This is a genomic window from Rahnella sp. Larv3_ips (assembly GCF_003697865.1).
Taxonomy (GTDB): domain Bacteria; phylum Pseudomonadota; class Gammaproteobacteria; order Enterobacterales; family Enterobacteriaceae; genus Rahnella; species Rahnella rivi.
Genome location: NZ_MJIB01000004.1, coordinates 1203807 through 1225016 on the forward strand (window position 1 = coordinate 1203807; position 21210 = coordinate 1225016).

The 21210-nt window shown below is 52.6% G+C and carries 18 protein-coding genes, 1 tRNA gene and 1 other RNA gene; 10 read left to right on the forward strand and 10 right to left on the reverse strand.

All coding sequences use genetic code 11. The features are described from left to right. Window positions 1-149: 149 nt before the first annotated feature. Window positions 150-2825 carry a bifunctional acetaldehyde-CoA/alcohol dehydrogenase gene (adhE, locus tag ED901_RS07800; RefSeq protein WP_122095518.1) on the forward strand — a complete coding sequence of 892 codons (2676 nt, stop codon included), beginning with the start codon at window positions 150-152 and terminating at the stop codon, window positions 2823-2825. 136 nt (window positions 2826-2961) lie between these two features. Here the strand turns inward: adhE and ED901_RS07805 are convergent, their stop codons facing one another. Next, window positions 2962-3570: a thymidine kinase gene (locus ED901_RS07805; RefSeq protein WP_122095519.1), complete on the reverse strand. Its 609-nt coding sequence runs from the start codon at window positions 3568-3570 to the stop codon at window positions 2962-2964. A gap of 624 nt (window positions 3571-4194) precedes the next feature. Between ED901_RS07805 and hns the strand changes: the two genes are divergently transcribed. Next, window positions 4195-4602: a histone-like nucleoid-structuring protein H-NS gene (gene hns, locus ED901_RS07810; RefSeq protein ID WP_056780802.1), complete on the forward strand. Its 408-nt coding sequence runs from the start codon at window positions 4195-4197 to the stop codon at window positions 4600-4602. Window positions 4603-4799: 197 nt separating this feature from the next. On the opposite strand, the gene ED901_RS07815 is transcribed toward hns, so the two are convergent. From ED901_RS07815 to rssA, 4 genes are all read right to left on the reverse strand, one after another. Continuing rightward, entirely contained in the window at window positions 4800-5807 is a 1008-nt protein-coding gene (locus ED901_RS07815) for an NAD-dependent epimerase (protein WP_122095520.1), read from the reverse strand. A gap of 9 nt (window positions 5808-5816) precedes the next feature. Continuing rightward, window positions 5817-7160, reverse strand: a complete 1344-nt coding sequence (locus ED901_RS07820; protein WP_056780807.1) for a UDP-glucose/GDP-mannose dehydrogenase family protein — start codon at window positions 7158-7160, stop codon at window positions 5817-5819. A 227-nt stretch (window positions 7161-7387) separates the two neighbouring features. Then, on the reverse strand, window positions 7388-8401 hold the full coding sequence (gene rssB / locus ED901_RS07825; RefSeq protein WP_056780810.1) for a two-component system response regulator RssB: 1014 nt from the start codon (window positions 8399-8401) through the stop codon (window positions 7388-7390). Between the two features lie 96 nt (window positions 8402-8497). Continuing rightward, a complete protein-coding gene (gene rssA / locus ED901_RS07830) occupies window positions 8498-9409 on the reverse strand; it encodes a patatin-like phospholipase RssA (RefSeq protein WP_056780813.1) in 912 nt (303 codons plus the stop codon). Between the two features lie 148 nt (window positions 9410-9557). On the opposite strand from rssA, the gene ED901_RS07835 reads away from it, so the two are divergent. The 4 genes from ED901_RS07835 to ED901_RS07850 all read left to right on the forward strand — a co-directional run bounded on the left by ED901_RS07835 (window position 9558) and on the right by ED901_RS07850 (window position 11391). After that, window positions 9558-10022 (forward strand): YchJ family protein, encoded by a 465-nt coding sequence (locus ED901_RS07835; RefSeq protein WP_122095521.1) that lies wholly within the window; start codon window positions 9558-9560, stop codon window positions 10020-10022. A gap of 45 nt (window positions 10023-10067) precedes the next feature. Beyond that, the gene (gene purU / locus ED901_RS07840; protein ID WP_056780822.1) at window positions 10068-10916 is read left to right on the forward strand and encodes a formyltetrahydrofolate deformylase; all 849 of its coding nucleotides are present in this window, start codon (window positions 10068-10070) and stop codon (window positions 10914-10916) included. Between the two features lie 216 nt (window positions 10917-11132). Further along, window positions 11133-11217, forward strand: a tRNA-Tyr gene (locus tag ED901_RS07845). A gap of 44 nt (window positions 11218-11261) precedes the next feature. Further along, window positions 11262-11391, forward strand: a non-coding RNA gene (locus ED901_RS07850) — RtT sRNA. 56 nt (window positions 11392-11447) lie between these two features. Here ED901_RS07850 and ED901_RS07855 read toward each other — a convergent pair. The 3 genes from ED901_RS07855 to ED901_RS07865 are packed head-to-tail and all read right to left on the reverse strand — an operon-like array spanning window position 11448 to window position 15855. After that, the gene (locus ED901_RS07855; protein WP_056780826.1) at window positions 11448-13268 is read right to left on the reverse strand and encodes an ABC transporter ATP-binding protein; all 1821 of its coding nucleotides are present in this window, start codon (window positions 13266-13268) and stop codon (window positions 11448-11450) included. A gap of 1 nt (window position 13269) precedes the next feature. After that, entirely contained in the window at window positions 13270-14703 is a 1434-nt protein-coding gene (locus tag ED901_RS07860) for a M81 family metallopeptidase (protein WP_122095522.1), read from the reverse strand. Between the two features lie 12 nt (window positions 14704-14715). Next, entirely contained in the window at window positions 14716-15855 is a 1140-nt protein-coding gene (locus ED901_RS07865) for an ROK family transcriptional regulator (RefSeq protein WP_122095523.1), read from the reverse strand. A 235-nt stretch (window positions 15856-16090) separates the two neighbouring features. Between ED901_RS07865 and ED901_RS07870 the strand changes: the two genes are divergently transcribed. From ED901_RS07870 to ED901_RS07885, 4 genes are read left to right on the forward strand one after another with little or no spacing between them, the layout of a single operon-like run. Beyond that, the gene (locus tag ED901_RS07870) at window positions 16091-17635 is read left to right on the forward strand and encodes an ABC transporter substrate-binding protein (RefSeq protein ID WP_122095524.1); all 1545 of its coding nucleotides are present in this window, start codon (window positions 16091-16093) and stop codon (window positions 17633-17635) included. Window positions 17636-17662: 27 nt separating this feature from the next. Beyond that, complete coding sequence (locus ED901_RS07875) at window positions 17663-18583, forward strand: ABC transporter permease (RefSeq protein ID WP_122095525.1); 921 nt, start codon at window positions 17663-17665, stop codon at window positions 18581-18583. After that, window positions 18583-19449 (forward strand): ABC transporter permease, encoded by an 867-nt coding sequence (locus ED901_RS07880; protein ID WP_056780840.1) that lies wholly within the window; start codon window positions 18583-18585, stop codon window positions 19447-19449. The genes ED901_RS07875 and ED901_RS07880 overlap by 1 nt, the downstream gene beginning before the upstream one ends. Continuing rightward, window positions 19446-20375, forward strand: coding sequence for an ROK family protein (locus ED901_RS07885; RefSeq protein WP_122095526.1), 930 nt, complete (start codon window positions 19446-19448; stop codon window positions 20373-20375). Before ED901_RS07880 ends, ED901_RS07885 begins: the two co-directional genes overlap by 4 nt. 34 nt (window positions 20376-20409) lie before the next feature. Here ED901_RS07885 and ED901_RS07890 read toward each other — a convergent pair whose 3' ends face one another. Together ED901_RS07890 and ED901_RS07895 are read right to left on the reverse strand one after the other, a co-directional pair. Next, window positions 20410-20712, reverse strand: a complete 303-nt coding sequence (locus tag ED901_RS07890; RefSeq protein WP_056780848.1) for a helix-turn-helix domain-containing protein — start codon at window positions 20710-20712, stop codon at window positions 20410-20412. Next, window positions 20705-21064: a type II toxin-antitoxin system RelE/ParE family toxin gene (locus ED901_RS07895; protein ID WP_122095527.1), complete on the reverse strand. Its 360-nt coding sequence runs from the start codon at window positions 21062-21064 to the stop codon at window positions 20705-20707. The genes ED901_RS07890 and ED901_RS07895 overlap by 8 nt, the downstream gene beginning before the upstream one ends. Window positions 21065-21210: the final 146 nt, after the last annotated feature.

The following is a 21210-nucleotide window of genomic DNA, read 5'->3' on the forward strand; positions in this document are numbered from 1 at the left end:
ACTGAAAGCTCTTTGAGCAAATAAAGAGACAGAGATAACACATTGAGAACAGTAGTAATAATTACTTTCTCACAGTGGAGGATAGCAAGGCTATACTCATCTCTGGCAGGTTATTTACTAAAAGAGTTTAACTTTATCAGGAGAGCATTATGGCTGTAACAAATGTCGCTGAACTGAACGCACTCGTTGCCCGAGTGAAAAAGGCACAACGTGAATACGCCAACTTCAGTCAAGAACAAGTAGATAAGATCTTCGCCGCCGCCGCCCTGGCTGCTGCTGATGCTCGAATTCTGCTGGCAAAACTTGCTGTTGAAGAATCCGGTATGGGTATCGTCGAAGACAAAGTGATCAAAAACCACTTCGCCTCTGAATATATCTACAACGCTTATAAAGATGAAAAAACCTGTGGCATCCTCGGTCAGGATGACACCTTCGGTACCATCACTATCGCAGAGCCAATCGGCCTCATCTGCGGTATCGTACCGACAACTAACCCAACTTCTACCGCGATTTTCAAAGCGCTGATCAGCCTGAAAACACGTAACGGTATCATCTTCTCTCCACACCCACGTGCTAAAAACGCAACCAACAAAGCCGCAGATATCGTTCTGCAAGCCGCTATCGCTGCCGGCGCGCCAAAAGACATCATTGGCTGGATTGATGAACCAAGCGTAGAGCTGTCCAACCAGTTAATGCATCACCCGGATCTGAACCTGATCCTGGCAACCGGTGGCCCGGGCATGGTGAAAGCCGCTTACAGCTCTGGTAAACCCGCGATCGGCGTTGGTGCCGGTAATACCCCGGTTGTCGTTGATGAAACCGCTGATATCAAACGTGTTGTCGCTTCCGTTCTGATGTCTAAAACCTTCGATAACGGTGTTATCTGTGCGTCTGAACAGTCCATCATCGTGGTTGATTCTGTTTATAACGCAGTGCGTGAACGTTTCTCTTCTCACGGCGGCTACCTGCTGCAGGGTAAAGAGCTGAAAGCCGTTTCCGACATCATTCTTAAAAACGGTGGCCTGAACGCGGCAATCGTAGGCCAGCCAGCCGCGAAAATCGCTGAAATGGCCGGCATCAAAGTGCCAGCTCATACTAAAGTGTTAATCGGTGAAGTCAGCGTTGTTGACGAATCAGAACCGTTTGCACACGAAAAACTGTCCCCAACCCTTGCGATGTACCGTGCGAAAGATTTCGAAGATGCGGTAGCAAAAGCAGAAAAACTGGTAGAAATGGGCGGTATCGGCCACACCTCTTGTCTGTATACAGACCAGGACAACCAACCAGAACGTGTTAATTATTTTGGCAACAAAATGAAAACCGCACGTATTCTGATCAACACCCCTGCTTCACAGGGTGGTATCGGTGACCTGTATAATTTCAAACTTGCCCCTTCTCTGACGCTGGGCTGCGGTTCATGGGGTGGTAACTCCATCTCTGAAAACGTCGGTCCAAAACACTTGATCAACAAGAAAACTGTAGCGAAGCGAGCAGAAAACATGTTGTGGCATAAACTTCCAAAATCTATTTACTTCCGTCGTGGCTCACTGCCAATCGCACTGGAAGAAGTGGCGACTGACGGAGCGAAACGCGCCTTCATCGTTACTGACCGCTACTTATTCAATAACGGCTATGCAGACCAAATCACCAGCGTTCTGAAAGGTCACGGTATTGAAACTGAAGTCTTCTTCGAAGTAGAAGCGGATCCAACGCTGAGTATCGTTCGTAAAGGTGCTGAGCAGATGAACTCCTTCAAACCAGACGTGATTATCGCGCTGGGTGGTGGTTCACCGATGGATGCAGCGAAAATCATGTGGGTTCTGTACGAACATCCAGATACTCAGTTTGAAGATTTGGCGCTGCGCTTTATGGATATCCGTAAACGTATCTACAAATTCCCGAAAATGGGCGTGAAAGCGAAAATGATCGCCGTCACTACCACTTCCGGTACCGGTTCTGAAGTCACTCCGTTTGCAGTAGTGACAGATGACGCAACAGGTCAGAAATATCCACTGGCTGACTACGCGCTCACCCCAGATATGGCTATCGTTGATGCCAACCTGGTGATGAACATGCCGAAATCACTCTGTGCGTTCGGTGGTCTGGATGCGGTGACTCACGCACTGGAAGCTTACGTTTCCGTACTGGCGAATGAATATTCTGATGGTCAGGCTCTGCAGGCGCTGAAATTACTGAAAGAAAACCTGCCAGCCAGCTACCACGAAGGTTCTAAAAACCCGGTTGCTCGTGAACGTGTGCACAATGCGGCCACTATCGCTGGTATCGCGTTTGCGAACGCCTTCCTGGGTGTGTGTCACTCAATGGCCCATAAACTGGGTTCAGAGTTCCACATTCCACACGGTCTGGCCAACGCCATGCTGATTTCAAACGTTATCCGTTACAACGCGAACGATAACCCAACTAAACAGACTGCTTTCAGTCAGTATGACCGCCCACAAGCGCGTCGTCGTTACGCAGAAATCGCTGACCATTTAGGTCTGGGCGCTCCTGGTGACCGTACTGCACAGAAAATCCAGAAACTGTTGAACTGGTTGGACGAAATCAAAGCGGATCTGGGTATTCCAACTTCAATCCGTGAAGCCGGTGTGCAGGAAGCTGACTTCCTGGCGAAAGTAGACAAACTGTCTGAAGATGCGTTTGATGACCAGTGTACCGGTGCTAACCCACGTTACCCGCTGATCGCCGAACTGAAACAGATTCTGATGGATACTTACTACGGTCGTGAGTACAACGAAGATGTTGCTGATGAAGTTGCCGTTGCAGCTCCGGCACTGAAAGCTGAAAAGAAAACCAGCAAAAAATAATCTGCTGAGATTCCCGTAAGCAAAAAACCCGCCAAATGGCGGGTTTTTTTATTGTGCCATCAGGAGCGTCACTCGACGTTTTAATGGCACTCTTCAATCTGGTACAGGTTTGCTACCGCTCACAGGCCCGGCTGACTTAGCGTGTCTTTGTATCGTCAAGCGGATCTATCGCAGCCATGGCTTCTTTGTAATGCTTGCGACAAACGGACACATAGCTCTCATCCCCGCCAATGACCACCTGTGCGCCATCGTGCAGCGCGTTACCCTTCTCATCCATGCGGAGGTTGCGGTTGGCCTTACGGCCGCAGTGACAGATGGTTTTAAGCTCGACCAGCTTATCCGCCCATGCCAGCAGGTACTCGCTGCCTTCAAAAAGCTCCCCACGGAAATCTGTCCGCAAGCCGTAACACAGAACCGGCACATCAAGGTCGTCAACGACGTCTGTAAGCTGCGACACCTGCGCCTTGGTAAGAAACTGACACTCATCTATCAAAACGCAATTCAGGCGCTGTGAGCCGCTGTCCTGTGCGATCAAATTAAAGAGATCGGTTTCTTTATTGTAAAGTTCCGCAGGCGATGACAACCCGATACGAGAACTGACCATACCGACGCCAAACCGGTGATCTAACTCCGCCGTTAAGACCAGCGTACGCATGCCACGTTCTTGATAATTATATGAAGACTGCAACAAAGATGTTGATTTACCGGCGTTCATCGCCGAGTAATAAAAATAAAGTTGAGCCATTAAGCGGCGACCCCGTTAAGTATTGGATGGCGGAATTTTTCGGCACGGATTGTACCATAGCCCCTGCCGGCTGATAACATCGCGTCACCGATCCCAATAAGATCCATGAATAACGCTTTATGACTTTTCAAAAAACACAGAAACTTACAAACAGAAATTATAAAACCCGCCAATCATAATGCGTTATCTGAACACCTTATTACCTTATCTGACCGGTATTTATATGTAATACCTTATGTGTACGCTGGTTTGTCTATACATAGCGGTTCCGATCAGCGGAGTCTTAAAAGTTCGGTAAAAATCCTATAGGCTGTAGCATTAATGCCCTGATTTGCCATATCCTTACAATAGATGCCGACGTAAATGTTTTATTTGTGCGAAGTCTCGCAAAGTTATACAACGCATCTTGCGGCACGCGAATACACCTGAAGAATGTATTGAAAATTAGCTTATATGCCCCAGATAAATAGTGTGTTCCGGCTCAACTATATTTTTACACTGTTATCAATATTTGCTTTAAATGCGTAAATTAGAGTCAGGTGTTCAAATTGGCTATTGCAGAATAGAGAAGAGCAATCTATTATTAACCAAACGCCCCCCACCATATAATTTGAGACTAGTATAATGAGCGAAGCATTAAAGATTCTGAACAACATCCGTACTCTGCGCGCACAAGCAAGAGAATGCACTCTCGAAACTCTGGAAGAGATGCTGGAGAAATTAGAAGTTGTTGTTAACGAACGTCGCGAAGAAGATTCTCAGGCAGCTGCTGAAATTGAAGAGCGTACACGTAAACTGCAACAATACCGTGAAATGCTGATTGCTGATGGCATTGATCCTAACGAATTGCTGCAAACAATGGCTGCTACCAAATCTGCTGGTAAAGCTAAGCGTGCTGCACGCCCTGCGAAATACAAATATATCGACGAGAACGGCGAAAACAAAACCTGGACTGGCCAGGGTCGTACTCCAGCTGTGATCAAGAAAGCAATAGAAGAGCAAGGCAAATCACTGGACGATTTCCTGCTGTAATTGCCCTTATTGACTTCAGTGTTATTAATGCTAAAACCCATCCTTGTGATGGGTTTTTTGTTATGTATTTAGGGTGATGAATTTCGGGTAGCAACAAAAATCAAAAACAATCCAGGTAAAACAACCATAAGATTTAACTGAATTATCTCCGATAAATAAAAAAGGCTGCCTGGGCAGCCTTTTGTTATTAGTTCATGTCAGACCTGGTAAAAATCGCGGTACCAGTCAACAAAGTTCTGCACGCCCTGCTCAACCGTCGTTTCCGGCTTAAAGTGGATAGCCTCATAAAGCGGCTGTGTATCGGCACTGGTTTCATGCACGTCACCAGGCTGCATAGGCAGCATATTCTTTTCAGCCTCAATCCCAAGGGCCTTCTCAAGCGCGCTGATATAGGCCGTCAGCTTCACCGGATGGTTATTACCGATGTTATAGACACTATAAGGCGCTGAACTGCTGGCAGGAGAACCTTCTTCTACCGTCCAGTCCTGCTGCGCTTGTGGAATGACATCCTGCAGGCGAACAATGGATTCAGCAATATCATCGATATAAGTGAAGTCCCGGCGCATTTCACCGTGGTTATAAACATCAATACTCTGACCGGCGATCATTGCTTTGGTAAACTTAAACAGCGCCATATCAGGACGCCCCCACGGACCGTAAACAGTAAAGAAACGTAATCCGGTGGTTGGCAGGCGATAAAGATGCGAATAAGTATGAGCCATTAATTCATTGGCTTTTTTCGTCGCAGCATACAATGACACGGGATGATCAACCGAATCATCCGTTGAGAAGGGTTGCTTCTTGTTCAGACCATAAACTGAGCTGGAAGACGCATAAAGCAAATGACCGACTTTATTATGACGGCACCCTTCCAGCACATTAACAAATCCTATGAGGTTAGAATCTGCATAAGCTAAAGGATTCTCAATGGAATACCGGACACCGGCCTGCGCAGCCAAATGAATAACACGATCAAAATGCTGTGCCGCAAACAATGCCGCCATACCCTCACGATCGGCTAAATCCAGCTTGATAAACTCAAAGCCGTCTTTATTTTCCAGTTGTGACAGACGTGCAAGTTTCAGATTGACGTCATAATAGTCATTGAGATTATCCATCCCGACAACGGTATGGCCTGCCGAAAGCAAACGTTGTGACACATAAAAACCAATAAACCCTGCAGCGCCGGTAACCAGATATTTCATGAATTCTCCTTACAGAACCGGATTAACTGATGCACCACGGCCAATCCCGTAGTAAGTGAACCCGCGTTTTTCTAAACGTTCAGGATCGAATAAATTACGACCATCAAAGATGACCGGTTCTTTTAATGCATTTTTGATGACATCGAAATCAGGCGCGCGGAAATTCTGCCATTCCGTACAAATAATCAGCGCATCGGCGTTTTGCAATGCGGATTCTTTGGTTCCCATCAGTTCGAGATCTTCACGATGGCCGTAAATTCGCTGAGTTTCATTCATGGCTTCCGGATCGTAGGCTTTGATTTTCGCGCCCGCGGCCCAAAGTTGTTCCATTAAAACGCGGCTGGAAGCTTCACGCATATCATCGGTATTCGGCTTAAAGGACAGCCCCCAAAGTGCGAAGGTTTTACCCTGCAGATCCTGACCGAAGTGGCGCTGAATGAAAGTCGGTAATTTATATTTCTGCTGATAATTCACCTGTTCCACAGCCTGTAATAATTTTGGCTGATAACCAATATGTTCTGCCGTGCGGATCAATGCCTGCACGTCTTTTGGGAAACAGGAACCGCCGTAACCACAGCCAGGATAGATAAAGTGATAACCGATACGGGAATCAGAACCGATCCCCTGACGCACTTTCTCGATATCCGCACCCAGCATTTCAGCCAGATTGGACATCTCATTCATAAAGCTGATTTTGGTGGCCAGCATGCAGTTAGCTGCGTATTTGGTCAGCTCAGCACTGCGAATGTCCATCAGGATCATACGGTCATGATTGCGGTTGAAGGGCTCGTACAGTTCACGGATAGGGTCGATGGCGTCAGGATTGTCGGTACCGATAACGATACGCTCCGGGCGCATGCAGTCGGCAACAGCGGCCCCCTCTTTCAGGAACTCCGGATTTGACACCACGTTGAAATCGATGTCTACGCCGCGCTGTTTCAGCACTTCGGTCATCACGGCACGAACTTTATCTGCCGTGCCGACCGGAACGGTAGACTTATCAATCACCACTTTTGTGTCGGTCATGTGTTCAGCAATAGTCCGCGCTACAGCGGTAACATATTTCAGGTCGGCGGAGCCATCTTCATCCGGCGGCGTGCCCACAGCAATAAACTGAACGGTGGCATGCGCCACGCCTTCGGCCGCATCGGTGCTGAACATCAGACGCCCGGCTTCATAATTCTGTTTTACCAGCGGCGTTAAACCCGGTTCGAAAATGGGGATCTGACCATTTTTCAGGTTCTCCACTTTGTTCGCATCCACATCGATGCACAAAACTTCATGCCCGACTTCAGCAAGAACCGCCGCCTGAACAAGTCCGACGTAACCGATACCAAAAACTGTTACTTTCATCAGCGAATTCCTATTATTTATTTTTTAACAAACATTTTTAGACAACGTTAATTAGACGGCTAAATTTCTGGGCGCATTATACCAGTTTCACACGTAAGTGCCTCTGCAATGGCATATTTTGCATAAGATAGGTCTTAGAATAATGTGATGAATCATGAATATGAAAAGTCGTGCGGAAGAAATGCTCAATACTATTAAGGCATTATTCTACTTGCTGAGAAATATGCTCACTCAGTAGACAACATTAATCTCAGACGCCCACCCGATCCCCACACCTGACACTGCCACGCGTCGCAGCGCTGGCTTATCTGGTTGGAATAGGTGGCGCCTGTCGTGCCCAGCGGCACGCCGTTGCTGAGCTGGATGGTATTGGTCCCGGTATTGACGTTGGCGTGTAATCCCGCAGACACCAGAATTAGGTTTTTTTGCTCGGCATGATAATAACCGAGCAGAAGAGGAAACTGCCCTTTCAGATTGGCCTGTTTAAATAAGTGATTCACCTGCTTGAGCAGCGTCGACATCTGCGGCAACCGCTGATGCTGATCGCTCAGATGCTCCCGCAGCAGGCTGTTGAAAATAGCGCGCAGCAACAGTGCCGCCAGCACCCCATTTTCGTTCGCACGGGTGACGTCAAGGCAATAGAAACCAAGATCTTTAGACGACAGCGCCGCGATGTCCAACACCAGCCCCGGATGGTCGGTGGTGGTCAGTTGCCGGTAATTAATGCGGCAGTGAGCGAGGGTTTGTTGAACCGGCGGCTGCAACTCTTTCAGCAAGCGCTGCGCTTCATTCGGGTTCCGGCACAGGGCTTCCCAGTCCTGAACCAGTGAACTCTCTTCCATCGCCTGTGAAGAAAACAGTTTCGGATACAGGCAGGTGAGCAAGGCTTCGCGCAAGCGCTGGAGATCGCCGATCGGTTTGAGCAATACATCTTCCACACCGAGGCGCAGCATCGTTGCCACGTCAGTCATCTTATCGGTGGCTGAAATCACCAGAACAGGAATTTTATTTCCCTGCAATCGCAGGTTCTCAACGAATTCAATGCCGCCCATTTCGGGCATCGCCAAATCGCAAAGGATTAAATCAGGAGGGAAATCTTCGATCAGAGAGAGTGCCTGAAGGCCGTTTTCTGCTTCCGTGAAGGTAGCGCCGAGAGAACTCACATAACCCGCGAGCACAGATCGGAAAACGGCTTCGTCTTCTACGATAAGTATGTGCTTGCTTGTAAGTGGTTTATCCATCACGACCCCCGGATTTTCTTATTCTAATAGTGGCTCATAAAGCCTGATTTTGCTTGTCAGAATTATCAGATTCCGTCAATGCGCACGTTAAGCCACTCAGAACGGTTTGTTTTTTATCAAGGGTAACAATTGCTCACGTTGCTTTTCTACAGCGAGACGCCCCGCCTCGATCGCCTCCGCAGCGCGATGGAAATCCAGTGTGGAAATTTGCGGACAATAGGGCTGAATCACCACATCCGGCGGATCTCCCGCCATGCGGTTACGCTTGAGGCGGTTCTCCAGTACCTGAATGGACGTCGACATGATTTCCATGGCTGAAGGGCTGACGTTCGGCTTACGGGCATTCGGGCGGGTCAGTCGCTGGCGAAGTCTGTCCCGCCAGCTCAGCTCTTTCTCCAGACTGTGTTCATCTCCGGTCGGCTGTACCGTGAGCAGATCCTGCTGCATCAGATGGGCGTCGTGCTGCAAATCTACTGCGATAACGATATCTGCCCCCAGCGCACGGGTCAGCGATACCGGCACCGGGTTGACCACCGCCCCATCCACCAGCCAGTAACCGTTGTGCCAGACCGGAGCCAGCAGGCCGGGCATACTACAGGAAGCACGCACCGCTTCGTGCAAATCCCCTTTCGTCAGCCACAGTTCACGCCCGGTACTCAGGTTGGTCGCCACAGCCCCGAATTTTTTCGAACATTCTTCGAACTCGCTGACGCGGATAATCTGGCCGACCGCATTAAACACCCGCTCGCCGCGCAGCAGTCCACCGCGCTTCCATGAAAAATCCATCAGCCGCAGCACGTCCCAGTAACTAAAAGATCGCACCCAACTTTCCATTGCCGGCAATCTGTTGCTGACATACGCCGCACCCACCAGCGCGCCAACCGAACATCCGGCGACCACATCCACCTCAATATCCATGTCTTTCAGGGCATTAATCACGCCAATATGCGCCCAGCCTTTTGCTGCTCCCGAGCCAAGGGCCAGACCGATCGTGACTTTTCTACTCATTTGAAAACCTTAATGCCAACTGTGGATAAAAGTGAACCGGGAAGCGCGTTGCCACACGGCGAGGATGTTAGGTAACATAACACTTTGACGCATTCAATAGCGCAACCTGCTTGTAACATATGTAATACAGGCTGAATCAGGAGTTTACGTGTCCCTACTTTGCCCTTGCGGCAGCAACATTTTGTTCGACGAATGCTGCCAGCCTTACATCGACGAGACAAAACCTGCGCCCACCCCCGCCGCGCTGATGCGTTCGCGCTACACCGCCTACACATTGAAAAATGCGAGTTATCTGATCGCCACCTGGCACCCGAATTGTCACGCAGAGCACTGGCGCGAAAGTTTGCAGGACGGGTTTGCGACCACGCAATGGCTTGGATTGCAGGTGTTAAGCCAGCACGAAGGCCGTGATCAGGACGAAGGTTTTGTGGAGTTCGCCGCACGCTTTACCGAAACCGGTCAGGAACAAATCCATCTTATTCATGAACGTTCGCGATTTCTTCGTTTGAAAGATCGCTGGTACTATATAGATGGAATCAAACCGCAGACAGGCCGCAATGATGCCTGCCCTTGCGGTTCGGGTAAAAAATATAAGAAGTGCTGCGGTAAATAATTGACCGCATTATGACTACCAGTCTTGGACAGGATCCACACCCTCATGCCGCAACAGAACGTACAAACCAAGGTATTACGCACCATTTGCCCTGATGCAAAAGGTCTGATCGCCAAAATCACTAACATTTGCTACAAGCACGAACTCAATATCGTGCAGAACAATGAATTCGTGGATCACCGCACCGGACGCTTCTTCATGCGTACCGAGCTGGAAGGGATCTTCAACGACACCACACTGCTTGCCGATCTCGACAGCGCGTTGCCGGCGGGTTCGGTGCGTGAGTTAAACAGCACAGGCCGTCGCCGTATCGTCATTCTGGTGACCAAAGAGGCCCATTGCCTGGGTGATCTGTTGATGAAAGCCGTTTACGGTGGACTGGATGTTGAGATCGCTGCCGTTATCGGTAACCACGACACGCTGCAATCGCTGGTTGAACGCTTTGACATTCCGTTCCATCTGGTCAGCCACGAAGGCCTGACCCGCGAACAGCATGACAGCGCGATGATTGCCCAGATCGATCAGTACCAGCCTGATTACGTCGTACTGGCGAAATACATGCGCGTGCTGACACCGGGTTTTGTGCAGCATTATCCGCATCAGGTTATCAATATTCACCACTCGTTCCTGCCTGCCTTTATCGGCGCACGCCCTTACCATCAGGCGTACGAGCGTGGCGTTAAACTGATTGGTGCCACCGCGCATTACGTCAACGACAGTTTAGACGAAGGCCCGATCATCATGCAGGACGTGATTAACGTCGATCACACCTACACCGCCGAAGATATGATGCGCGCCGGACGTGACGTTGAAAAAAATGTGCTCAGCCGTGCGCTTTATCGCGTTCTGGCGCAGCGCGTTTTTGTTTACGGAAACCGCACGGTTATTCTGTAAAAGCTGTTCTGACGATGCTTTTCGCACAGAGAAGCATCGTTAAGAACAAAAAAACCGCAATCGAACTTTTTTATCGCTTTCAGCACTTTACACATCCGTTTCATTTGGTATTATGCGCCCCGTTCGCAGCGTTAACCGCTGTAACGTGAAATCATCCATGTAGCACATGATGATTTATGGCTAAGAAGTACGTAGTAAAAATCCACAAAAAATTGTGGTGGGGTTCCCGAGCGGCCAAAGGGAGCAGACTGTAAATCTGCCGTCATCGACTTCGAAGGTTCGAATCCTTCCCCCACCACCATCTTCAAGTAGTTCTCCTTACCTCCCAAGAAAAACAAAAACCAAATAAAGCTCAGATCGGGAAGGATAGAGAATCTTCGACCCGAAGGTTCGAGCCGAGCGAAGCGAGACAGCGTTGCGCAGCAACGACCCGCAGGGCGAGGCCAGAGGCCGAGTAATCCTTCCCCCACCACCATCTTCCTGACTCATCCCTTAGTAACTTCTCTGAAATAACCTCTTCTCTACTCCGAATCAAACCTGAACAAAATGCCCTGCCGAGACTTCCTGATACTGCCTTTGCGGTGGAATATAGCCGTTATCGCGCACCGGACTTTTCAGTTCGTCCACCTGCATTTGTCGTTTGAGCATTCTGCGCGACGGATCCGGCACCGGCACTGACGCCATCAGTTTTCGCGTATACGGATGCTGCGGATTATCGAATATCGCCGCACGCGGGCCGATCTCGACAATTTCCCCCAGATACATCACCGCCACGCGATGACTCACCCGCTCAACCACGGCCATGTCATGCGAAATAAACAGATATGACAGATTCATACTTTCCTGTAAATCGAGCAGCAAATTCACTACCTGCGCTTTCACCGAGACATCCAGGGCGGAAACGGATTCATCGGCCACAATCACTTTTGGATCCAGCGTCAGCGCGCGCGCAATACAAATTCGCTGGCGCTGACCGCCGGAAAACTCATGCGGGAAACGCCGCAGCATGTCCGGCGACAACCCGACTTTTTGCAGCAACGACGCGGCTTTCTCTTTTGCATCGCTGCGGTTATGCAGTTTGTGTTGCAGCATCGGTTCAATCAGCGCGTCGCCAATCCGCATACGCGGATTGAGGCTGGCAAACGGATCCTGAAAAATCATCTGGATGCGCTGACGCATCTGTAAAATGTCGCGCTTGCCCAGATTCATGACATCGAAACCGTCGAAATCAATCGCCCCGCTGTGTGGTTTCAGCAGGCGCGTGACTGCGCGGCCGGTGGTGGATTTGCCGCAGCCGGATTCACCGACCAGCGACAGCGTTTCGCCCTGAAATAAATCAAAGCTGATGTTTTCCACCGCATGAACCGCCCCCACCTGACGACTGAAAATACCGCCATACACCGGGAACCTGGCGCTGAGATTTTTCACCGAAAGCAACGGCGTCGCCCCGGCATCAACCGTGCCAGCCACTTCCTTTGGCACGCTCGCCTCACCGGTTTGCAGATTAATTTGCGGGAAGCGCAACGGCCAGCCACGCCCCTGCATCGATCCGAGTTTCGGCACCGCCGCCAGCAACGCGCGGGTATAAGGATGCTGCGGGCGATGGAAAATATCCTCCGTCGCCCCGCTTTCTACCGCCTCACCGCGGTACATCACCAGCGTGCGGTCCGCGATTTCCGCCACCACGCCCATATCGTGCGTGATGAACAACACCGCCATCCCTTCCTCTTCCTGCAAGGTTTTAATCAGATCCAGAATTTGCCCCTGAATGGTCACGTCCAGCGCCGTGGTCGGTTCATCAGCGATCAGCAATTTCGGTTTCAGCGCCAGCGCCATGGCAATCATCACGCGCTGACGCATACCGCCGGAAAACTGATGCGGATACTCGTCAAAACGCGCTTTGGCATTCGGAATACGGACTTTCTCCAGCAGCTTCAGAGTTTCGGCCCGCGCCTGCGCGGAGGACATCCCGCGGTGCCGCTTCAGGCTTTCCGCAATCTGCCTGCCGATGCTGAATGTCGGATTGAGCGAGGTCATCGGTTCCTGAAAAATCATCGCCATTTCATTGCCGCGAATGTCGCGCATCTGCTTATCGGAAAGCGCCAGCAAACTGCGCTGATTCAGCCAGACTTCGCCCTCAATCTTACTGCCCTGCGCCTTAAGTAAACGCATCACCGACAGCGACGTGACACTTTTCCCCGAACCGGATTCCCCGACAATTGCCAGCGTTTCACCGGGATACACATCAAAAGACAAATCCCGCACCACAGGCAGCCAGTCATCATCACCGCGAAAAGAGGTGGTGAGATGTTTTACGCTCAGCACAGGCTGACGATTTTCCGGTTCGCTCATCTTATTTGCTCCTCGCCGACAGCTGCACCTGCGGGACAAAGCTGAAGTCACGGTCAAACGGGAAGGTTTTGCGCGCTTTGCGGTTACGCGGCAGGCGCTCAACAAACTGATCGACCACGCCGTTAGACAGCGCCATTAAATTCGGGCTGGCAATCGGCGCCAGTTCAGGCGAGAGATAGCCGGATTTCACGACCACAATATCGGCAGTATGCGGATCCAGTTGCAGCACGGTGAAATCGCTGATGTTGTGATACGGCCTGCGGCGTGCAGACACCACCACATCAATACCGCCCGTACGCAGAACCGCCTGACGGTCTGCCGGTGTCAGCGCGTCGAGCAGGAAAACCACTTCAAACTCGCCTTTTACCTGCGGGCTGGAATGATCCAGCGACGCGCCGAGCGTCAGGGTCAGAATTGATCCGACCCCGGCATTGAATGCCGCTTCCGTCGCCGGTGCATCAGCAATCCCGGCGACAATCGTATTTTGTGCGTATTGTTTGATCAGCTCCTGTAACACGTCGGCGCGGTCACCGACACCGCCGCCGGTCGGGTTATCGCCCGAATCGGCCAGCACCACCGGGCGCGTTTCACAGGCAATGGCCTTTTTCACGCAGGCTTCAACCGTGTCCGTTTCACAGCCAAATACGAAGTCTTCGCGCGCGTCCCAGTAAGCCTGCGCCAGTTGCGTGGCCTGCTGTTCCAGTACCGCGCGGTCGGTGCCGGTCATGATCACCGCAGCCGTCGCGCGCGGTTCATCCGCCCACACATAACCCACCATCAGTGAACTGTCCCACACGCCGTCAACGTCATCCATTTCCGGCAGACGGGCGTACAAACTTTTCGCCGGTTCATCTTCGGTACTGGTGCGCTCGCCCGGTAATACCACCGGCACCGGCACCCACAGCAGCGTCGGTTTCACGCCGGTTTGCAGATGTTTCACCAGCATGGCGACCGAACGACGCATGGTTTCTTCCACATCAATATGCGGCGCCGTGCGGTAGGTGGAAAACATATCGATGGCGTCAATAATGCGCTGCGAAACATTACCGTGCAGATCGTAACTGACGCTGATCGGGCAGTCCGGCCCCACCGCTTTTCGCGCCGCGGCGATCCAGTCGCCTTCGGCATCTTCTAAACCTTCAACGTACATCGCGCCGTGCATCGCCAGATACACACCATCGAAAGGTTTTTGCGCGTCCAGCCCCGCCAGCATTTCTGCTTTGAATTTATCGTAAGTTGCCCGCGCTACCGGACCACCGGCAATGGCGCGGGCATGAATGGTCGGCAAAAACGTTGCCGGATAATCCTGCAAAAAACGAAAACGCGGTGAGGCCAGAAGCTGCGCATCGCGCACAACGGTAAAATCTTTCTCTTCGTTCAAAACCGGATTGTAAGTACTGCATTCAATATGGATACCGCTGACAGCTATACGCATGTTGATGATTCCTCAGACTGGCTTCAGACCGACAAGAAAGCGATGTGCAGCAATACTTGCCGCCGCGCGCGCCCAGGTGTCGTCGTTTAGGGTAAAAGTGCGGACCGGCGTTTTACCGGCGTTGCCCGGCAGCACGTTGGCTTCAACAGACTGATGCACAACCGTGCCGAACAGCCCGGAAAAATCGGCATCCTGATGTGCAATCAGGATCAGATCCGGGTCATTAATTTGAATAAGATGGGATATCGCTAAACCAAGCGCAGACCCGGCACGATGCAAAATACGGATGGCGGCAGTCTGACCCTGCATCGCCAGCAGCTCCAGGCCGCCGATGGTGGTGGCCTCCAGCCCTTCCGCTTTCGCCATTTCCGCAATCGCATTGAGCGATGCCAGCGTGTCCAGACAACCGCGCTTGCCGCAGCGGCAGGGCGAACCGTTCAGCTCCAGCGTGCAGTGCGCAATTTCCCCCGCTCCGCCGTGCAAACCCCGGTGCAGCTTTCCGGCAATAAAATGCGCACTGCCGATGCCCGCGCCGTGGCTGACCAGCGTAAAGCTGCTCAGATCCCGCGCCAGGCCGAAACTTTTCTCGCTCACCGCCAGGGCTTTGGCGTCATTTTCAATGGCCACTTCCATGCCGGTCGCCTGCGAAATCAGCTTTGCCAGCGGCACATCGCGCCAGCCCAGCAACGCCGACTGCACGCAGGTCGACTGATGTTCATCGATTAGCCCGGAGAGCGTCACGCCCAGCCCGACCAGCTTTTTCGCCGCCTCGGGATGAGGTTCGAGTAACGCGGGTAAGGCATCGGCGATATTCGCCGCCAGCTGCTGCGGATCCGCGTCCGCCGCAAAAGACACCCGCGACAGTATTTCGCCATGCAAATTGATCAGCGCCATCTGCGCCGGATTTTGCAGCAAAGAAACCCCGGCAAACCAGGCGCCGTCAGGATGCACCACCAGCCGTACCGAGGGTCTGCCCTGCCCGCTGCCCGGCACCGTTTCCGCTTCATGCAGAAAACCGGCCTCGAGCATTTCGCGCACCACGCCGCCGATGGCCGCTTTACTCATGCCTGAGAATTGCGCCAGTTCGGTACGGCTTAAACCGCCTGCGGCATTCACTGCACCTAAAATCTGACGTTGCAAAGTTGTTAGCATATTCGTTTTGGCGCTCTCAGTTTTCGCTCATCTGCATTGACATTAAACGGTAGAAATGGATATATCAATGCTAATTAGTTCACAAATTAAACTAAATGTTCATACATAAGTATTTCATATGAACTATTTGTTAAATCTCTTTGTTAAAACAAGCTGTCGTTAATACCGGCGTTTTGACGAACCGGCAGACTGAGCCAGAGCCACTTAATCCGATTTTTCACGCAGAGGGCAGAACATGAAGATTACCCGTTACATCCGGCGTCCCGTGCAGTTAACGCTGCTGAGCAGCGCACTGCTCGCCGCCTTTTCGCTGCCGGTTTTTGCCGCCACGCTGAACGTGATGCAAAACGAAGCGCCGCGCAGTATGGATCCGGGCAACCAGACCGCCACTTTTACCGGCACGGTACTGGACCCGATGTACGAAGGCCTGCTGCGCATGTCGCCGCAACTCAAACCGGAAGCGGCGCTGGCAACCTCGTGGAGCAGTGACGAAAGCGGACTGGTGTGGACCTTCAAACTGCGCAGCGGTGTGACCTTCCACGACGGCACACCCTTTAACGCTGACGCCGTTGTCGCCAACTTCGCCCGTCATCTCGACACCAAACGCGGTCTGGCGGCCAGCGGACGTCTGCGCACTTTCCTCGACAGCGTGACCAAAACCGACGAATCCACCGTCGTGTTCAAACTGAAAAAACCGTACCCGGCCTTCCTGAATTTACTGACCACCGGCGCCTGTCTGATGGTCAGCCCGGCGGCGGATAAAACCGGCACGCTCGACAGCAAGGCCGTCGGCACCGGCCCATACAAAATGGTGCAGTACAAGACTGGCGAATTCGTGCTGGAAGAAAAATATCCGGGTTACTGGGGCGATAAAGCCGCCGGGCCGGATGACATCAAATGGACCTGGAGCGCCGAACCTTCGGTGATGAACATGGCGTTGCAGGCCGGTGAAGCCGACGTCATCAACCCGGTCCCGCCGCAGTTTGCCCGCGTGCTGAAGAACAATCCGAAGTTTGACCTGCATGAAAGCCCTGGCGCTTCCGTATTCTGGGTGGCGCTGAACACCGATCTCAAACCACTGAGCGACGTCCGCGTGCGTCAGGCACTGAACTTCGCCACCGACCGCGACGGGCTGGTGCGCGCCATCATGTCCGGTTTCGCACAACCGGCGAACTCTCCGCTGGCACCGGTCACCGCCGGTTATGACAAAACACTCAACCCGTATCCGCTGGATTTGGCAAAAGCCAAAGCCCTGCTCAAAGAAGCCGGTGTCGCTGACGGTTTCACCATGTCGATTGCGGTGCAGGGTCAGGACGCCCGCATCGGTCAGGTGCTGCAAAGCATGTGGGCGAAAATCGGCGTGAAACTGGACGTGAAAATCATGGAAAGCGGCGTGTGGACTAAGGCAGCGTTTGCCGATCAGGTCGGTAAAAAAGCCGACAACACCGGCGCGGTTCTGGCCTCCTGGTCTTCCGGCGCGAACGGCGCAGATCTGCAACTTCGTCCGCTTTACTACAGCAAAAGTTTCGCACCGGGCGGCGCCAATCTGGGCTTCTTCAGCGATCCGAAACTGGATGAGATGTTAGACAAAGCGGCTTCGACGCTGGATGAAAATTCCCGTAACGCGATTTACGTCGATGCGCAGAAAGAGATTAACCAGCAGGCGCCGCAGGTGCTGTTGTATTACCAGAATGATTTGTACGCCACCGGCAAAAACATTTCAGGCGTCACGATGATCCCGGGCGGGCAAATTGTGGTCAAAGATGCACAGAAAAAATAACTGCGGCATGAACAGTGGAAAAGCGACATGAAAGCTTACCTTGCCAAAAAACTCATCGCCTTCCCGATCATCCTGATCGGCGTGTCGATGCTGATTTTTGTCTCCATCCGTGCGCTGCCGGGGGATCCGGCGCGTCTGATGGCCGGGCCCGAAGCCACGCAGGAAGCGGTCGATGCCATGCGGGTGCGCCTCGGGCTTGATCAGCCGCTGGTGACGCAATACCTGCATTTTGCGGGTAACGTTTTGCACGGCAATCTCGGCATCTCGTTACAGTCGCAGCAGCCGGTCACGCAGGAAATCGGTGAACGTATGCCGTATACCCTGATGCTGGCCGTGCTGGCGTATTTTCTGGCGGTGGCGGTGGGCGTTCCGGCGGGCATGATAGGCGCGGTGTACCGCAACCGCTGGCCGGATTTTGGCGTGATGTTGCTGGCGATTGCCGGTGCGTCCATCGCCAACTTCTGGCTGGGGCTGATGGCAATGAACACCTTCTCGGTCAGTCTCGGCTGGTTGCCGTTACTCGGCGCGACGTCATGGAAAAGCTACATTTTGCCTTCGGTCACGCTGGCCGTTTTACCGATGGCGGTGATGGCGCGCATGACACGTTCCAGCATGCTGGATGTGTTATCGGAAGATTATATCCGCACCGCGCGCGCCAAAGGGTTATCCGCCACCACCGTCTATTGCAGCCATGCGTTTCGTAATGCGTTGATCCCGATTGTCACTATCGTTGCGCTCAATTTCGGCAGCCTGATTGGCGGCGCGGTGGTCACAGAATCCGTCTTCAACTGGCCGGGCATTGGCCGCCTGCTGGTGGATTCCGTGCGCTATCGCGATTACCCGGTGATTCAGGGCGTGGCGCTGGTCGCCGTCTGCGGCGTGGTGGTGATGAACCTGCTCGGTGAATTACTGATCGCTTTCCTGAATCCAAAAATAAGGTTCGATTAATGTCTGCCATTATCACGCCATTAGCCCGTCGCAAACCGCGCACGCTGCGCTTTTTCCGCTGGTTATGGCGTCATCCTGCCGTGACCCTCGGCGGTTTTATCGTCAGCCTGATCGTGCTGGCTGGCCTTTTCGCGCCGCTTATCACCCGTCACGATCCTTACGCTCAGGATCTGATTGATACCCTGCTGCCGCCCGATGCTGGTCACTGGTTTGGCACCGACGATTATGGCCGCGATATTTTTGCCCGCGTGATTTATGGCGCACGCATTTCGATTATCGAAGTGGTGCTGAGCGTCGGGCTGGCGATGATTATCGGCATTCCGCTGGGAATTATCGCCGGTATGGCGGGTCGTTATACCGACATGATCATCATGTGGTTTATGGACATGTTGTTCGCGTTTCCGGGCATCGTGCTGGCGATTCTGGTGGTCAGTATTCTCGGCGGCGGGCTGGTAAACTTGCTGATCGCGATTTCATTGTTTGCCATCCCGGTGTACGCGCGCCTGAGCCGTAACCTGACGCTCGGATTAAAGCAGATGGAATACGTCGAGGCCGCACAGGCGCTGGGTTTATCGAACTACCGCATCATCGTGCATTACATTTTACGCAATGCCATCGGGCCGATTATCGTGCAATCGACGCTGACCGCCGGTACGGTGATCCTAGCCGCTGCCAGCCTCTCATTTCTCGGGCTTGGCGTGCAGCCGCCGATGCCGGAATGGGGTACCATGATGAGCGATGGCCGCAACTTCCTCGGTATTAATATTTACCTTTCGCTGTTCCCCGGTCTGGCCATTATGCTGACCGTGCTTGGTTTTAACGTACTGGGCGACGGACTGCGAGATTTACTGGACACACGCTCATGACCTCAGCCGTTTTTTGCGCCGATATCGGCGGTTCGTTTATTAAATTTGGCATTTCACGTCGTTCTGGCGAAATTGAAGAGTGCGGCAAAGTCCCGACACCCGTCGCCTCCTGGGACGATTTCGTCGATGCCATGCAAACACTCATCACCCGTTACGGAGCGGATTTACCGTCATCCACCCCGCTCGCCATTTCCACTGCCGGTCTGGTTTCACCGCAAACGGGCGAAATGCTGGCAACCAACATTCCGGCCTTTACCGGCCATTCACTGGCAAAAGATCTCAGCGCTGCGCTTGAGCGCCCGGTCACTGCCGCTAACGATGCCGACTGTTTCGCCCTCGCCGAAGCCCATGCGGGCAACGCCCAACATCATGCTGTGGTCGCCGCCATCATTTTAGGTACCGGTGTTGGCGGGGGTCTGGTGATCAATGGCCAGCTGGTGCGCGGCCACGGGGGTGTCACCGGTGAATGGGGGCATGGCGCTATTACCCGCACGGCGCTGACACTTAATGGCGAAAGCTACTGCATTCCGCGTCTGACATGCGGCTGCGGGCAGACCGGTTGTCTCGACATGCTCGGTGGCGCGCGCGGCATGGAGCGTTTGCATGAGCATTTTCACCGCCAGCAAAACACCAGTCTGGAGATTGTAACCGGCTGGCTGAATGGCGATACCGATGCCTCTCTCACCGTGAACGCCTGGCTGGAACTGGTCGCCGAACCGCTGGCGCTGCTGGTGAATATTCTCGGTCCTTCACGGATCGTCGCAGGTGGCGGTCTGGCTTCGGCGACAGAACTGATTGCCGCGCTGGATCAAAAAGTACGCGCCGGCGTGCTGCATACCTACACCGAACCGCTGCTGATCCCCGGGAAATTCCTGACCGGCGGCGGGTTAGTCGGGGCTTCAGTCATGGGGCGACTCGGCAGCTAGCCTTCAGGTTCAGCCTCCCCGCCTTCCCCTGCATTCAGACGGCAAACTCCATGTGTTTGCCGTCCGGCATTTCGACGTTCAGCCGCAGCTTCCCGCCCATCGCTTCGATATACCGTTTCATGGTGGAGAGTTTGATGTCGTTTCCCCGTTGTTCAATGGCGACCACAGAAGGTTGACTGATCCCCATGGCTTTCGCGACTTCGGCCTGTGATAGCGCCAGTTGCTCACGCAGCGCCTGCAGCCGGACTTCCAGCAGCATTTCCTCAGCCATATGGGTGATACGTTCCTGACTTGCCTGAGAACGTTCTGACATTAACTGCTTAAGATTTTTAGCCATGACTTGCTCCTTGCGGCTGCTGCAGATGTTCCAGATAGGCCCGGTCGGCCATTCTTAACATCCGCTGATAAAAGAGTTTTTCGTTTCCTTCTTTCTTCGCCGCGCAAAGAATAATTGCCTGGCGAAAGGGATCGAAGGCAAAGAAAGCCCTGAACGGGTTTCCTCTGTGCTGCACACGCAGTTCTTTCATGTGCGTATAAGCGGATTCATAGACCGTATCCACCAGCGGCCTTCCTGTTTCCGGCCCGCCGATAGCCAGCGCCAGCATTCCGGCCAGTAACTTCTCCTGAGTTTTATCATCCTGTCGTTCAAACCATGCATCGAACATATCCGTCGTGAGTACCGGCCACATAATGCGTCATCCTTGTATAGACTATAATCTATAAATCGTACTCCACAAAGTGATAAAAAAAGAAGCATTAAACGGATTTGCACAGACTTGCAGCGGGAATCTCGGGATATCTTCCAGAAAACCTGACAAGGAGTTAAGCGAAAAGG

Excerpts from the sequence above, each read along its gene's own strand:
- ED901_RS07820 (WP_056780807.1), bottom strand. The coding sequence starts at position 7,160 with ATGAAAGTAACAGTTTTTGGTATCGGTTACGTCGGACTTGTTCAGGCG.
- rssA (WP_056780813.1), bottom strand. The coding sequence starts at position 9,409 with ATGAGTAGAAAAGTCACGATCGGTCTGGCCCTTGGCTCGGGAGCAGCA.
- ED901_RS07855 (WP_056780826.1), bottom strand. The coding sequence starts at position 13,268 with ATGAGCGAACCGGAAAATCGTCAGCCTGTGCTGAGCGTAAAACATCTC.
- ED901_RS07865 (WP_122095523.1), bottom strand. The coding sequence starts at position 15,855 with ATGCTAACAACTTTGCAACGTCAGATTTTAGGTGCAGTGAATGCCGCA.
- ED901_RS07890 (WP_056780848.1), bottom strand. The coding sequence starts at position 20,712 with ATGGCTAAAAATCTTAAGCAGTTAATGTCAGAACGTTCTCAGGCAAGT.
- ED901_RS07875 (WP_122095525.1), top strand. The coding sequence starts at position 17,663 with ATGAAAGCTTACCTTGCCAAAAAACTCATCGCCTTCCCGATCATCCTG.
- ED901_RS07815 (WP_122095520.1), bottom strand. The coding sequence starts at position 5,807 with ATGAAATATCTGGTTACCGGCGCTGCAGGGTTTATTGGTTTTTATGTG.
- adhE (WP_122095518.1), top strand. The coding sequence starts at position 150 with ATGGCTGTAACAAATGTCGCTGAACTGAACGCACTCGTTGCCCGAGTG.
- ED901_RS07880 (WP_056780840.1), top strand. The coding sequence starts at position 18,583 with ATGTCTGCCATTATCACGCCATTAGCCCGTCGCAAACCGCGCACGCTG.
- purU (WP_056780822.1), top strand. The coding sequence starts at position 10,068 with ATGCCGCAACAGAACGTACAAACCAAGGTATTACGCACCATTTGCCCT.
- ED901_RS07885 (WP_122095526.1), top strand. The coding sequence starts at position 19,446 with ATGACCTCAGCCGTTTTTTGCGCCGATATCGGCGGTTCGTTTATTAAA.
- ED901_RS07805 (WP_122095519.1), bottom strand. The coding sequence starts at position 3,570 with ATGGCTCAACTTTATTTTTATTACTCGGCGATGAACGCCGGTAAATCA.
- ED901_RS07895 (WP_122095527.1), bottom strand. The coding sequence starts at position 21,064 with ATGTGGCCGGTACTCACGACGGATATGTTCGATGCATGGTTTGAACGA.
- rssB (WP_056780810.1), bottom strand. The coding sequence starts at position 8,401 with ATGGATAAACCACTTACAAGCAAGCACATACTTATCGTAGAAGACGAA.
- ED901_RS07860 (WP_122095522.1), bottom strand. The coding sequence starts at position 14,703 with ATGCGTATAGCTGTCAGCGGTATCCATATTGAATGCAGTACTTACAAT.
- hns (WP_056780802.1), top strand. The coding sequence starts at position 4,195 with ATGAGCGAAGCATTAAAGATTCTGAACAACATCCGTACTCTGCGCGCA.
- ED901_RS07870 (WP_122095524.1), top strand. The coding sequence starts at position 16,091 with ATGAAGATTACCCGTTACATCCGGCGTCCCGTGCAGTTAACGCTGCTG.